This window comes from Rhizobium sp. LCM 4573 (genome assembly GCF_001854865.1).
GTDB lineage: Bacteria > Pseudomonadota > Alphaproteobacteria > Rhizobiales > Rhizobiaceae > Neorhizobium.
This window is the reverse complement of record NZ_MDDW01000003.1, coordinates 390,590-404,702: the sequence shown is the minus strand read 5'-3', so window position 1 is coordinate 404,702 and position 14,113 is coordinate 390,590. Positions and strand designations below refer to the sequence as shown.

Below are 14,113 nucleotides of genomic sequence, written 5' to 3'. Positions count from 1 at the left end.
GTCATGCCACCTCCCCTTGGTCAATTAGGCTAAGATTGCTTCCTCCAAAGCAAGCCTATGCTGTCCATATTGTGGGCAGTCTGTCCACTTCATGGTTGCTGACCTGGAAATCTTTGTCAACTGCAAGCTGGCGACCGGCAGACGTTTTCCTGCGGGTGGGTAGGGGCGCGGCGCGATTATATCTGTGCTGAGCTAACGTTTGCCTGTCTTCGTCCTTGCACAGGCTGGATTTGCCACGCACCATGCCGCTAACGTATGAAGCAATTTGTCTGGCGGTCAGTCACTTCGATTCGAGCGATAACACGATGAACGGGCACACGGCTATTTCTCAAGGAGAGGCGTTCGGCCGTGCCGTGCAAGGTACTGCATCCTTCTCGAAATTTATGACCGTGTTGCAAGCGATTGCCGACAATCCGGGAAAACTCGATATCGCGCAGCTCACCGCCACCGTTCGGTTTCCCCGTGCCACGGCTTATCGCATCGCCGCGGGTCTTGTCGCCGAAGGTCTAGCGATCCAGAACCCCGATGGCACCTACTCGCTGGGGAATCGGCTCATCCAGCTTGCATCGAAAAGCTGGGAAGCTTCCGATATTCGCACAGCAGCACGCCCTTTCATCGAGGCACTTCGCAACGCCACCAAGGAAACCGTTCACCTTGCGGTGCCAAGTGGCAACGGTATGGCCTACATCGACAAGCTCGAAAGCCCGAACGCAGTGCGCATGACGACCAGGATTGGAGCGCGCGTCGAATTCCATTCAACCTCCGTCGGCAAGGCTTACCTGGCGGCGCYTCCAGAGGAGCGTGCCCGGCAGATCATCGCAGGGCTCGAGTTGCGGCCGTTTACCGAGTTCACTTTCACCGATCGCGACCTCTTCCTTGATGAGATCAGGAAGACCCGAGATCGAGGTTATTCCTATGACCATGAGGAGAATGAACGGGATATCCGCTGCTTCGGCAGCACTATCTATGACAGGTCCGGCGAGCCAGTGGCGGGGGTGAGCATCAGCATTCCCCTCTACCGCTACGATGAAGGCAAGCACGCAGAGTACGCGCGTATGATCCGGGAGACTGCCGCGTCTATCACGCAGTCGTTGGCCACGGTGGTCAAATAGACGGCCGTCAAGGGAACCGGCCTGTAAAGAAGTTTGAGGCCTTGTGGGTCTGAAGGCGGGCTCTGCGGCGCTAACGGTTAACACCCGCCGTGCTGAGGAGGAGATTTTGCTAACCCGTCCCGGCCCGTGGTGATCCGCTAACCGCTTGCCTCATCCGCTGAATGAGATTTCGTTCCGCCGCGCGAGCGTGCTTCTCGACGATTTCCTGTGTTGCCTTCACGTCGTGACGCGCAACCGCCTCCATGATTGCGCGGTGCTCTTCAATCATGGCAACGCGTCGAGCCGGACTGACGGGATATCGACGCGCAAGTCCCCGAACGACTTCGCTATGGCGTTGCCGGATTGCCAAAGCCTCTTGGTTGAAATGTCGGTCATACATTATCCCGTGAAAGGCATCATCCAGCCGGTCCAACTCGATTTGGTCCGCAGGTCGCTCTTCTATGCGCAACTGAACCTGTTCCATGGCTGCCAGGTCTTCATCCRCTGCCTGTTCAACGAACAGGCTGACGAGGTAGGGCTCGATCAAGGCACGAATATCAAAGATGTTGCGAACGAAGGCCTCGTCCAGCGTCCTTACCCTGGCGCCGCGATTCCGATGAATGATGACAAAGCCTTCTCCGCTGAGCTGATGCAGGGCCTCGCGAATAGGATTGGTGCTGACCTTGTACCGGCGGGCGAGATCATGTGTCTTCAACCAAGAGCCTTCTGCGAGAACACCGTTGATGATGTCCTCGCGCATCCGTTCGTGTAGAGGCTGTAACGACCCCTCTACCAGCGCCCGTTGGGCGACGCCGGAAGGTTTGGAATTCCCATTCAACATCGAGGATCGCCTTTTCACCAGAGACATAGTCCATCTATCTCACGCGCAATCATACATCAATATGTATTGACTTTGTACAATTTTGACAGCTTTATAGGTTAAATAAACGCGGATTGGTGGAGGGGTAATTGCGGATGTTCATACTAAAAACTCACGTTTTCGGTGCCATGGTGCTGGGGGCTGCCATGGTGTTTGGCGCCGTCGCGACCTCGGCGGCAGAGATCAAGTTCGCTTTTGAGATGTTTGAGGGGGATAACCCCGAATACAATGCGGCGAAGTCCTTCAAGGACTACGTGGAAAACAAGAGCAATGGTGAACTTACTGTGCGCCTGTTTCCGGGTAATCAGATGGGGTCTGTAAGAGACACCACTGAAATGGTTCAAGCAGGTACGCTTGAGATGACACTGCCGTCGGATGGCGCTTTCGCTGGTTTTTACCAGCCGATCCAGGCTTGGTCGCTACCTTATCTGTTCCGCTCGGCCCCTGTGGCTTGGGAAGTGATGAACGGTGAGTTTGGCGAATGGATGCTGAACGATATCGAGGAGAAAACAGGCATCAAGGCTCTTGCATTCTCCCAAAACGGCTTCCGCTCCTTCGTCAACAATGTTCGCCCGATTAAGGTGCCGGATGACATGAAGGGTATGAAGATCAGAACAATGGAAAGCCCGGTCTACATGGAAATGGTAAAGGCACTTGGTGCCAATCCTACTCCGATCGCGGGCTCCGAAGCCGTTATGGYGCTGCAGCAGGGGGTGGTCGATGGCCTCGAGAACCCCCCGCCCGTCCTCTATGCTGGCGGAGCGGCCGATGTTGCGAAGCATCTGACGCTGAATGAGCATGTTCTAGGCCTGCATATTGTCGTTGCCAACAAAGCTTGGTTCGACGCACTAAGTCCTGCGCATCAGGCAATTGTGCGCGAAGGCGCGCGTGTGATGGCAACGGTCGAAAATGTCGAAAAAACAAAGGGCGACTGGATCTATGCGAAGATGATCGCCGATGAGAAGGGCGTAATGGTTCACACCTCTACTCCCGAAGAGAAGCAGGCCTTCAAGGATGCCGTCTACCAGCCTGTTCGGACATACATTGCCGAGCAGGTGGGTGAGGACCTGCTATCGAAGATGGAAGCCTCTGTCACTGAGGCTGAAAAGAAAGTCTACGGTCAGGCCGACTAATGATCGCCAGGGTGTGCCGCTTTCATGCCGGCGCACCCTTATTTGTTTAGCGGGATACCTGAACATGAAAATTCGCGCCATATCGCGCGGCCTCGCCCGGGGCTGTGAATTCATCGCCGCGGCCATCTTGCTTGTGGTTTGTCTCATCAATTTCACTCAGGTCGGCGGCCGGTACCTTTTGGGGACATCACTGAGCTGGGGTGAAGAAACCATGCGCTACATCATGATGTGGCTGATGATGTTGGGTGGTGTAGCGGCTGTCTATCGCGTCGAACACATGGCAGTGGAAGGGGTTCAAGACCTTGTCTTGGCAAAATACCGCCACTTCATAAGAGGCGCGCTCTATGCCTTGGGCGGCATCCTGTTTGTCCTACTCGCCTATTATGGCTGGTCGGCTGCGATGCGGAATGCCGCACAGAACGCTGCCRCATCAGGCATGCCTATGATCGTTCCCTATATGGCGATCCCCGTAGGCTCCGTCCTGATCCTGGTTCAGATCGTCCTCTGCTGGATCTCAGGCTTCGGCATCGAAGAGAATGACTGAGCCCGTCCCCTTCACTTCCTTTGAGGGCTGAAAATGCTTTGGATCGCAATCCTTTCAATGGTGCTGTTGCTGGGCGGAGTTCCCATCGCAATGGCGCTCGGGCTTGGAGGAACTTTGGGTGTCTGGCTGGCTGGCATTCCTTTGCAGGTCATCATCACCCGATTTTTCGCCGGGGTAGACAGTTTTGTTTTTCTCGCCATGCCTTTTTATATTTTGGCGGCGGAGATCATGAACCGAAGCGGAATCACGACCCGCCTCATTCATCTGTCTTCGATCTTCACCGGTCGCTTCCCCGGAGGCACCGCGTATACGAATGTAGGTACATCGGTATTGTTTGCTGGCGTATCCGGCTCTGCAGTGGCAGATGCAAGCGCGCTTGGCCGCTTCTTCATGACAGTCATGCCGAAGGAAGGCTATACAAAGGAGTATTCCGCAGCGGTTACCGCCGCTTCCTCGATTATCGGCCCGATCATTCCGCCTTCCGGCCTGGCGATTATCATGGCGGCCGTAACTGGTTTGTCAGTGGTGGATCTCTTCGTGGCTGGAGTCGTGCCAGGAGTGCTCTTCGGCTTGGCTTGCGCGCTAGTAATCTTCATCAAGTCTGTGAGGAGCGGACTACCCAAGTCCATCGTGACGGTAAATCGACAGGACCTTCCAAAGCTCCTGCTCGAAGGTACAGCCGTTATGCTTCTGCCCTTTATCATCGTCGGCGGAATGGTCACTGGAGCGTTCACGGCCACCGAGGGTGGAGGTATTGCCGTCTTCGTTGCGGCATTGCTTGGCCTGTTCCTGTTCCGGTCAATCACCTGGGCTGATCTGTGGGACGCGCTGATTGTCTCGGCCAGAGGAAGCGCGACCATCTATATCCTGGTCGCCGCCGCCTCTATTCTGTCCTACTCGCTTAACCTATTGGGCATCGGCAGCGTGGTGACGGCCGCTGCCCCATACTTTGAAGGTAGCCCAATGCTGTTTCTGGTCGGGGTCATGGCGCTGATGCTGTTCCTTGGCCTTTTTCTGGATATCGGCGCAGCGCTGCTGATCTTTGTACCGCTGGTTATGCCGACCATTCTTCAGCTTGGCATAGACCCGATCCAGGCATCGATGGTGATCATTCTGTCGCTGGCCATTGGCCTGATCACACCTCCTGTCGGTGTGGTCCTCTTCATCCTCATGAAGATCGGCAACATCAGGCTGACACCGCTGATGCGGGAACTGATGCCATTTATCTACGCAGAGATCGGCATCATCCTGCTTCTTATCCTCTTTCCATCGCTGTCGACCGGGCTGCCGAACCTGCTTCGCTAACGCCTTCTAAGTTCCTGGATGCTCGAATGAAAATCACCGCAATCAAACCTTACATCGCCCGTGTGGGCGCAAGAAATCAGCTTGTCGTCAAAGTCGAGACAGACGGCGGCATCCACGGCTGGGGTGAATCCGGTCTTTCCTACCGCGAAAAGGCAGTGGTCGGCGCGTTGGACCATTATGCGCAGTTCCTGCTCGGCCAGGATCCTCTTCGTTGCGGGGCGCTGTGGCAGGAAATGTACCGCAGCCAATATTTTGAGGGCGGCCGTGTGCTTGCGGCAGCAATCGCAGCGCTTGACATCGCCTTCCACGACATCAAGGGCAAGGCCCTCGGCGTACCGGTCTATCAACTGCTCGGCGGCAAGCAGCGAGACCTGGTGCCGGCCTTCGCCACGACCTCTGCCGAGCCCGGCGAGGAGATGGTCAAGCAGACGGTGATGTTGAAGGAGGCAGGCTGGAACTGCGTCCGCTTCATTGCGACGGGACAGGAAAACAGCGACTACTTCGAACCTCGCGAATCCATTGCCGTCACGGCTGAATGGGTGAGGCAGGCGCGGCGAGAAGTTGGGCACGCGATGACGCTGGGGGTCGAGTACCATCATCGTCTGAGCGTCGCGGAAGCAGCATCCTTCTGTCAGAAGATGCCGAAGGGCACGATCGACTTCCTGGAGGAAGGGATCCGTGATGAAACCCCCTCAGCCTACGAGGCTCTGCGTCGGATGACGGATGTGCCTTTCGCCATCGGCGAGGAATTCTCCTCCAAATGGCAGTTTCTACCCTATGTAGAACGTGACATCATGCAGTTCTGCCGCATCGACATCTGCAATGTCGGTGGATTTACCGAGGCCATGAAGGTCGCTGGCTGGTGCGAGGCGCACTATATCGACCTGATGCCGCACAATCCGCTCGGCCCGATCTGCACTGCCGCGTCTGTTCATCTCGGTGCTGCGGTTGCAAATTTCGGCTGGCTTGAATGCCGTAAGAGTCCCGCCGAACAGCATTGGGGCTTCGATAATCGGACGCTGTTTCCGAAGCAGATCGAAATGGACGGTGCCTTCTATGTCGTCCCGGATGCTCCAGGGCTTGGCATTGAAGTCAACGAGGAGGAGCTTCAGAAGATGCCCTTCGAGTATTCCGAGCCGCCGCACCTGCGGCGGACCGATGGATCGTTCACCAACTGGTAGAGGTCCTTGTGGATCTCGACATCACATGATTGCGTCGGCGGCGACGTCTCCGGTGGCGGAGGGAGACGGTGCCGCCACAAGATCATGAAGGCGCTTGCCGAGGAAACCCTCCGGATCGGCAAGATCCAGGACCACACTCATGTGATTGAGGCCAGGCGCAGAGATCAGGTCGGCATTACCGCTACTGGAGACCAAGAGCCTGTGAAGCTGACACGCCTGTTCCAGAAACGGAGCTGTTTCCTGTTCACCATAGGCGATGATCCGCCTTAACGAGTTATGAGAAGATAAATGCGGCGACCAGGCGGCCGCCTCTGCCTCTGTCATCTGCGCTTCGTCCCGAAGAAAGCTGCCTGGTATGCCTGACAGGTCATAAATTCCACTTAGGAGAAAGAGCCCTTGAATGTTTGGTAGAGCAGGGGGACGGTCTTCCTCAGGTCCACTGGCGGCGAGATAGGACGCAAGATGCGCGCCAGCCGAATGGCCGCTGACGGTCAAGCGTGCCGGATCAGCGCCGAAATCAGGGCAGTGTGCCTGCAGCCAAACGACTGCCCGGCGTACCTGGTCAACCAGAACCTCAAGACGTGCGTGAGGCATCAGGTCGTATTCCACGAAAGCGGCAACGCCGCCGGCCGCAAGAACCGGTGCTGCTACTAAGTGATAGTTGTGCTTCTCGCCAGAGCGCCAGTATCCGCCATGGACAAATACATGCGGCGGCGCTCCCGCGATCGGACGTTCCGGCAAAATGACGTCCAACACCTCTCGAGGCTTCTCCCCGTAGCGTAGATCTGCCACCACCCGCGTTCGCGCCGCAAGGGCCGCGCTCCGTTCGGTGAACTCCGCAGCGATGGCGTCGAAGTCGGGCACGAAATCGCGAATGCGATAGAGATCCTGTGCCGTCATACTGTCCTCCCTGATTTAGAACTCCACGGCATAGTATTTTGGCTCCATGAACTCCAGAATACCGGTGACGCCGCCTTCTCGCCCAAGGCCGCTTTGCTTGACGCCGCCGAAGGGCGCAGCCGGGTCCGACATTAGGCCGCGGTTGATACCTAGCATTCCCGTTTCAAGCCGCCTACCCACATGCATCGCCCGTTTCAGGTCTTTGGTATAAAGGTAGGCGGCGAGGCCATATTCCGTGTCATTTGCCAGACGAACGGCGTCATCTTCGTTTTCGAATTTGTAGACTGCGGCAACCGGACCGAAGATTTCTTCGCGGGCGATCGGTGTGCCATGGGAAACGTTTTCCAGCACGGTTGGCGGATAGAAATATCCGCCTTCCTGAAGCGGCTCGCCGCCAGTCGTTGCGCGTGCACCTGCGGCGATGGCATCGCGCACAAGACGATCGATCTTTAAAACAGCGTTTTGTGTGATCATTGGCCCGCATTGGGTCTGGGCGTGATAGCCGGGTCCGACCTTCAAGGCCGCCATCCGCCTCGTCAGTCCCGCGACGAAGTCGTCATGGATGCCCGCTTGAACAATGAACCTGTTCGCTGCCGTACAGGCTTCCCCGGCATTGCGCATTTTTGCAACCATGGCACCATCCAGCGCCGCTTCCAGGTCCGCGTCATCGAAGACCAGGAAAGGCGCGTTTCCGCCGAGTTCCATGGAGCAGCTAACAACGGATTTAGCCGCCTCGGCAAGCAGGATCCGCCCGACTCCGGTGGAGCCCGTGAACGAGAGCTTGCGGACGCGAGAATCCTGCAGCATCCTTTTGGTAACGTCCGCAGGCTTGCTCGTGGTCAAGATATTGACAACGCCTGGCGGCACACCCGCCTCTTCGCCGAGACGCGCCATCGCATAGGCGGTCAGCGGTGTCTCCGAAGCCGGTTTGAGGATGACGGTGCAGCCTGCAGCCAGAGCGGGCGCGATCTTGCGTGTCGCCATTGCGGCTGGAAAGTTCCAGGGCGTGATGAGGACCGCGATCCCGATTGGCTCATGATCCACCAATATGGCGTGCGAGCCGGATGGAGCATGGCGATATTCGCCAGCAATCCGCGTGGCTTCTTCGGCGTACCAGCGGAAAAACTCCGCGGCATAGGCGACTTCGCCGCGTGCGTCCGTGAGTGCCTTACCGTTCTCAAGAGAGATGAGCGTTGCTAGTTCCTCTGCATGCTCCGTCATCAACTGGAACCAGTGCCGCAGGATTTCGGACCTTTTACGAGAGGGGGTTTCTCGCCATGCCGCCGCAGCAGCCTGGGCAGCGTCAACAGCACGCAGGGCATCCTCCACGGATGCGTCTGCGACCTCGCCCAGGACCTGGCCTGTAGAGGGATCATAAACAGCGATACCATCGCCAGGTAACCATTTGCCGCCGATGTACAGGCCTGCGGTGTGTAGGGTAGGATCGGCGTAGTTCGGCGATTTCGATTGCAACATCATCATCGGAGTGGACCTTTCAGATTTAGATCAATTTGCTGAACTCGCCGCTATGGGCTGCGGCTACCAAGTTGCGCATTTCATGCAAGTTCAGGGGGCGGGGATTGTTCTGGATGAGCCGGGCGATGCCGAGGCTCTGCTCGGCAACCCAATCGATGCGATCCTCTGCAAGACCGAGAGCGCTCAGGGTTCCAGGGATGCCGATCCGCTCGAACAGGGAAGCCAGTGCTGGAATTACCGCATCGGCTTTTGCAAGTCCCGCAGCTTGCGYGATCTGTCCCAGTTCATCGCCGATCACGGGTGCATTCCAGGTCATCACATAGGGCAGCAAGCAGGCAACGCCGAGGCCATGCGCGGTGTGAGTGAGCGCGCCGACAGGATATTGGATTGCGTGAGCGGCGGCGGTGCCCGCTACGCCGAAAGCAAGGCCGGCAAGTGTGGCGCCCAACATGACCTTTTCGCGCGCGGAGCGATCGGAGCCATGCTGGCAGGCGGCCTCAAGTCCGTCCCACAGGAGAGTGATTGCGCTCAACGCGAAATGGTCGGACAATGCATTTTTTCCAACGAAGACGCGCTGCTGTGCGATCCCGGGAACCGGTTCGCGCCGGACTGCCGTGAAGGCTTCGATCGCATGGGTCAGCGCATCGGCTCCGGCAATCGCTGTTAGAGCGGCTGGACAAGAGAGCGTCAGGTCAGGATCGCAGATGGAGGCTGTCGGGATCAGAAAAGGACTTGAGACGCCGACTTTAAGCGTGCGTTCGGCATCAGAAAGCACCGCTACGGGCGTCACTTCAGATCCGGTGCCGGCGGTGGTTGGGACAGCGATGAGCGGCAGAATTGGACCAGGGACCGCATATTCACCATAATAGTCCTGCGGGCGGCCTCCATGCGTCAACAGCAAGGCGACGCATTTGGCCATGTCGAGGCATGAGCCGCCGCCGACTCCTATCACCAGGTCCGGCGCAAATGGGCGCGCTTCGTTGGCTGCCGCAATGGCAGATTCAACGGGAACGTCGGGAAGGGTGGAGCTATCGACTTTGCAAGCAATGCCGCCTTCTTCGACTTGCTGAACCATAGAGAGAAAGTCGGCATCTATTGCAAGGCGCCTGTCGGTGATGAAAAGCGCTCGCTTACCCAGCTTGGCAGCTATGCCGCCAATTGCGTGTCTTTGGCCACTTCCGAAAAGCAGTTCACGCGGCGCCCTTAGTGTGCCGAACAGGTTCATTTATCTCTCCTCAGGTTGGATCAGGCGGCCGCCAGGGCCGTTAATTGCTGAAAAAGTGGTTGTGGAATGTCGATCCCTTCCACGAGCGCTACGGCTCGACGTGCGCGCGCCCTGTCGCCTGGCACCGTCACCGGATTTGCGGGATCATGCGGCAAGGAACGGCGTAGCTGTGATAGGTAGGCTGAGAGGGCAGACGTGTTGCCCATGCCGGAAGTGGGATCAATCAGGACAAGCAGGTCGCCCTTATTGGCCACACGGGTGTCATCGAGCGTGCCGCCAACCATTGGAGCGAATCCGGATCCCGCAAGCGTGGCGACCAGTAGCTCGATGGCCAGTCCGAGGCCGTAGCCCTTGGCGCCTCCGAAGGGTGCGATCGCCCCACCTTTGGCCCGATTTGGATCCGTTGTTGCTTGTCCCTCGCCATCCACCGCCCAGCCCGCGGGGATTGGCTCGTCGCGAAGGGCATGATTGTTGATCTTTCCCATCGACACGATGCTGGTGGCGAGGTCCAAAACGAAGGGCTCTTCAGCTGTTGGGATCCCGATGGCCAAAGGATTGGTGCCAAGCAGCGGTCGCGTGCCGCCGAAGGGGTGAACGAGAGCCTCACTGGTTGACATGACAAGGCAAATCAAATCGGAGCGGGCCGCGGCTTCGACATAATAGGCAAGCATTCCGATGTGATTTGCATTTCGGATTGCTGCAATCGCAATACCGGTGTCTTTCACGACCGTGCGCAGGCTTTCCATAGCATGCATGACGACGACGGGGCCAAAGCCGCGCTCCCCGTCGACGCACAGCAGGGCATGCCTTCGCCATTCGCCGGTGCCGCGGGCATGGGCATTGATCAGCCCTTTGTTCAGCCGCGACAGCAGCAGCGGCAGCCGCTGCAAGCCGTGGGATGCCAGGCCACGAAGTTCCGCCTCAAGAAGAAGATCTGCCTGAAGTGCCGCGTGGGTCGCTGGAGCGCCGTGCTTTTCGAGCAGCGACTGCGTCAAGGACCGAAGTGCTTCAGGAGATTGCCGCATAAGTTATCCTATATGAAATCGTATATGATATTCTATTTGACATATGATACGGGATTTGCAACACAAGAATTCAAATTCAAACGGCTGGAGAGCAAATGGTGGCAATTGCGGCAGAACGAGACAGGCGCTCAGGTGTGGTTCGCCCGACGAGTGTCGTCGAGAGTGTCTACGACAGCATCTACCACCGCTTGATGTCGCTGGAGATTGCCCCGGGAGCGAGGATCCCCATCGACGTCTTTGCGAGGGAGTTGGGCGTTTCCCAGACCCCGATCCGCGAAGCGCTTACTCGGCTCGAGCGCGAAGGTCTCGTTCGCAAGGAGCATCTGATCGGCTATTCGGCCGCTCCACAGTGGACGCGCAAGCAATTCGAGGATCTTTATGTCTTCCGCTTGTTGATCGAGCCTGAGGCTGCCCGCCTTGCTGCGTTAAACATGACGCCGGAAGCGCTTCGGCAGCTCGAGATTTTCTCCGCGGACATGGGGCAGGGCGGCCCTCCGGTCGACCGCAACACGCGTTATTCCCGCTTTGCCCGCGCAGATGCAMAGTTCCACGATGCCATCCTGAAGATCGCAGGCAATGACGTCATCCGTAACACATTGTCAAACCAGCATATCCATCTGCACATCTTTCGCCTGATGTTTCACACGCGGGTAACGCAGGAGGCGCTGCAGGAGCATGAGGATCTGCTTACGGCGTTTCGCGCCAATGATCCGCAGGCTGCCTTTGAAGCCATGCGCGTTCACATCGAACGCTCCCGCGATCGTCTGTTGTCGGCCTTCGAATGAACGCCTCCGTCTCTCCCCACGTGCTCTCCATGGCGCCCAGTTCCGCCGCAACGCTCAGGGCAGAGGGGCTGAGCAAGACCTATGGCGCCATCAACGTGCTTTCGGATGTCACGCTCGATGTTCGCGCTGGCGAAATTCACGCGGTCATCGGGGAGAATGGGGCCGGAAAATCGACTCTGATGAAACTCCTATCAGGCCACGTAGCTCCTACGGCAGGCCAGTTGCTCCTCGATGGCAGCCCGACCAGGTTCAAGAGCGCCGTCGAGGCAGAAAAGGCGGGGATCGTGCTGGTGCACCAGGAGATCCTGCTGGCTCCGGATCTCACGGTCGCTGAGAACATCTTTCTTGGGCACGAGATCGGCCGCGGCCTTCTGACCAACGACAAGGTCATGAACCGGCGAGCGACGGAACTCCTGGCGCGAGTGGATTCGTCGACGCGTCCTCGAGATCGCGTGGGCGAACTGCCGCTTGCCCAGCGCCAGCTGGTTCAGATTGCGCGCGCACTTCTGGAAGAGCGCAAGGTTGTGATCTTCGACGAGCCGACGGCGGTTCTTGCGAATGACGAAGTCGCAGCACTCCTGAACATCATCCGCAACCTGCGGGACGGCGGGGTGGCTGTGCTCTACATCTCGCACCGCCTGGATGAAGTTCAGGCGCTGGCCGACCGGGTCACCGTGCTGCGGGACGGGTGCATGATCGGGACTTATCCGGCAAAGGGCCTTGGTACCCGTGAGATGGCCGAGTTGATGGTCGGTCGCAAGCTTGATGCTCTTTATCCGCACAAGCGTCCCGCCCCCGCCGCCGCTCCGCTGCTTTCCGTATCCGGTCTATGGGTGGAAGGTGCTCCGGAGAAGCTTTCTTTTGATCTGCGTCCAGGGGAGGTTCTCGGCATCGGCGGGATGATCGGTGCCGGGCGCACGGAACTGATGGAAGCGCTCGTTGGCCTGCGGCCGTCCAAGGCCGATAGCGTCGTCCTGAACGGCACAGAGATCCGCCAGCGAAACGTGCGTTCCATGATGGATGCCGGTCTGGTCTACCTTACCGAAGACAGGAAGGGAAAAGGGCTGCTTCTGGAGGAAAGGCTCGCTCCCAACCTTACGCTGCAGGCCCTGGACGCGGTCAATCCCGGGAGGATACTCGACAAGCGGGAAGAGACGTCCAAGCTCAAGAAGGCGGTATCCGACTACGACATCAGGGTCCRCTCGCTGCGCCTCGAAGCCGGCAAGCTGTCCGGGGGAAATCAGCAGAAGCTGCTTCTGGCCAAGGTGATGATGGCGGATCCTTCCGTGGTCATCATTGATGAGCCTACGCGCGGCATCGACATCGGAAACAAGAGTCAGATCTACGAGTTCATCGACGTTCTGGTGCGTGCAGGAAAGGCCTGCATCGTCATCTCTTCGGAAATGCAGGAGCTCGTCGGGCTGTCGGACCGTGTTCTTGTGATGCGGGCGGGGAGGTTCGTGGCCGAGTTCCGCGATGCCGAGATCAATGAGGAGAATATCGTCTACGCAGCCACAACCGGTGGCGGTGCAGGCATTGGGGAGGAAGAGCATGATCACAGCAGCAACCACGCTTGTACCTGCTGACGAGGGACCCCGGATACGCTGGGCGGAACTGGCGCCGTTCATCGCGCTTGCCTTGATCGTCGTGCTTGGGGCGTTGGTGAACTCCAACTTCATCGCGTCCGCGAACCTCATCAACGTGATCACGCGAAGCGCTTTCATAGCGGTCATCGCGCTCGGCGCGACCTTCGTGATTTCGTCGGGCGGGCTGGATCTCTCGGTGGGCTCGATGCTGGCCTTCGTCACCGGCATCATGATCATGGCGATGAACCATCTCGCGCCGGCCTTCGGTGCCTGGGCCATTCCGATTGGCGCAGCGCTCGCCCTGGTCGTCGGTTCCTTGTGCGGTCTGTTCAATGGTCTGATCGTCACCATCGGACGGATCGAGCCGTTCATCGTGACGCTCGGTACGATGGGCATTTTCCGGGCGCTCATCACCTTCATGACCGACGGAGGCTCGCTGCCCATCGACCGCAGCCTGCGCGACGCCTATCGTCCGCTCTATTTCGGTAACATCTTCGGCATTCCCTATCCGGTGCTCATCACCTTCGTGATGGTCCTGCTCGGCGCCGTCCTGCTCTACAAGACCAAATATGGCCGGCGCCTGACATCCGCAGGCTCGAATGTCGAGGTGGCAAGGTTCTCAGGCGTGAATGTCGCGGCGGTRCGAACCATAGCCTATGTAATCCAGGGCTTTTGTGTGGCCGTCGCCGCCATCTGTTACGTGCCCCGCCTTGGCGCCGTCACGCCCACCACTGGGCAGTTGTGGGAACTGCAGGTCATCACCGCCGTCGTGATCGGGGGCACCGTGCTTCGGGGAGGGCGCGGGCGGATCGGCGGGACCATCGCCGGCGTCCTGATCCTCGAGGTCATCGCCAACGTCATGGTCCTATCGGACATGGTTTCCGAATATCTCGTCGCCGCGGTTCAGGGAGCGATCATCATCATCGCCATGCTCGCACATCGCTTCACAGCCAGCCGTTAGAGACAGCAGACTTCAAAAGGA

Annotated in this window: 13 protein-coding genes; 8 read left to right on the top strand and 5 right to left on the bottom strand. The window is 58.3% G+C overall.

Annotation, left to right across the window (positions count from 1 at the left end; all coding sequences use genetic code 11):
* The first annotated feature begins 305 nt into the window (after positions 1-305).
* Complete coding sequence (locus LCM4573_RS08740) at positions 306-1,112, top strand: IclR family transcriptional regulator (RefSeq protein WP_071005855.1); 807 nt, start codon at positions 306-308, stop codon at positions 1,110-1,112.
* A gap of 109 nt (positions 1,113-1,221) precedes the next feature.
* On the opposite strand, the gene LCM4573_RS08735 is transcribed toward LCM4573_RS08740, so the two are convergent.
* Positions 1,222-1,932, bottom strand: a complete 711-nt coding sequence (locus LCM4573_RS08735) for a GntR family transcriptional regulator (protein ID WP_071005854.1) — start codon at positions 1,930-1,932, stop codon at positions 1,222-1,224.
* A 134-nt stretch (positions 1,933-2,066) separates the two neighbouring features.
* On the opposite strand from LCM4573_RS08735, the gene LCM4573_RS08730 reads away from it, so the two are divergent.
* The 4 genes from LCM4573_RS08730 (at position 2,067) to LCM4573_RS08715 (ending at position 6,134) form a co-directional block, all read left to right on the top strand.
* Positions 2,067-3,104 (top strand): TRAP transporter substrate-binding protein, encoded by a 1,038-nt coding sequence (locus LCM4573_RS08730; RefSeq protein ID WP_244505280.1) that lies wholly within the window; start codon positions 2,067-2,069, stop codon positions 3,102-3,104.
* 64 nt (positions 3,105-3,168) lie between these two features.
* Positions 3,169-3,648, top strand: coding sequence for a TRAP transporter small permease (locus LCM4573_RS08725; protein WP_071005853.1), 480 nt, complete (start codon positions 3,169-3,171; stop codon positions 3,646-3,648).
* 33 nt (positions 3,649-3,681) lie between these two features.
* Positions 3,682-4,953, top strand: a complete 1,272-nt coding sequence (locus LCM4573_RS08720) for a TRAP transporter large permease (RefSeq protein WP_071005852.1) — start codon at positions 3,682-3,684, stop codon at positions 4,951-4,953.
* A gap of 14 nt (positions 4,954-4,967) precedes the next feature.
* Entirely contained in the window at positions 4,968-6,134 is a 1,167-nt protein-coding gene (locus LCM4573_RS08715) for a mandelate racemase/muconate lactonizing enzyme family protein (protein WP_198539711.1), read from the top strand.
* 21 nt (positions 6,135-6,155) lie between these two features.
* Here LCM4573_RS08715 and LCM4573_RS08710 read toward each other — a convergent pair whose 3' ends face one another.
* The 4 genes from LCM4573_RS08710 to LCM4573_RS08695 are packed head-to-tail and all read right to left on the bottom strand — an operon-like array spanning position 6,156 to position 10,760.
* Positions 6,156-7,034 carry an alpha/beta hydrolase gene (locus LCM4573_RS08710; protein ID WP_071005850.1) on the bottom strand — a complete coding sequence of 293 codons (879 nt, stop codon included), beginning with the start codon at positions 7,032-7,034 and terminating at the stop codon, positions 6,156-6,158.
* Positions 7,035-7,049: 15 nt separating this feature from the next.
* Positions 7,050-8,513, bottom strand: coding sequence for an NAD-dependent succinate-semialdehyde dehydrogenase (locus LCM4573_RS08705; RefSeq protein WP_071005952.1), 1,464 nt, complete (start codon positions 8,511-8,513; stop codon positions 7,050-7,052).
* Positions 8,514-8,535: 22 nt separating this feature from the next.
* Positions 8,536-9,735, bottom strand: a complete 1,200-nt coding sequence (locus tag LCM4573_RS08700) for an iron-containing alcohol dehydrogenase (RefSeq protein ID WP_071005849.1) — start codon at positions 9,733-9,735, stop codon at positions 8,536-8,538.
* 20 nt (positions 9,736-9,755) lie between these two features.
* A complete protein-coding gene (locus LCM4573_RS08695; protein ID WP_071005848.1) occupies positions 9,756-10,760 on the bottom strand; it encodes an Ldh family oxidoreductase in 1,005 nt (334 codons plus the stop codon).
* A gap of 95 nt (positions 10,761-10,855) precedes the next feature.
* On the opposite strand from LCM4573_RS08695, the gene LCM4573_RS08690 reads away from it, so the two are divergent.
* From LCM4573_RS08690 to LCM4573_RS08680, 3 genes are read left to right on the top strand one after another with little or no spacing between them, the layout of a single operon-like run.
* Positions 10,856-11,545, top strand: a complete 690-nt coding sequence (locus LCM4573_RS08690) for a GntR family transcriptional regulator (RefSeq protein ID WP_071005847.1) — start codon at positions 10,856-10,858, stop codon at positions 11,543-11,545.
* Positions 11,542-13,131 (top strand): sugar ABC transporter ATP-binding protein, encoded by a 1,590-nt coding sequence (locus LCM4573_RS08685; protein WP_071005846.1) that lies wholly within the window; start codon positions 11,542-11,544, stop codon positions 13,129-13,131. The genes LCM4573_RS08690 and LCM4573_RS08685 overlap by 4 nt, the downstream gene beginning before the upstream one ends.
* Positions 13,097-14,092: an ABC transporter permease gene (locus LCM4573_RS08680; protein WP_071005845.1), complete on the top strand. Its 996-nt coding sequence runs from the start codon at positions 13,097-13,099 to the stop codon at positions 14,090-14,092. Before LCM4573_RS08685 ends, LCM4573_RS08680 begins: the two co-directional genes overlap by 35 nt.
* Positions 14,093-14,113: the final 21 nt, after the last annotated feature.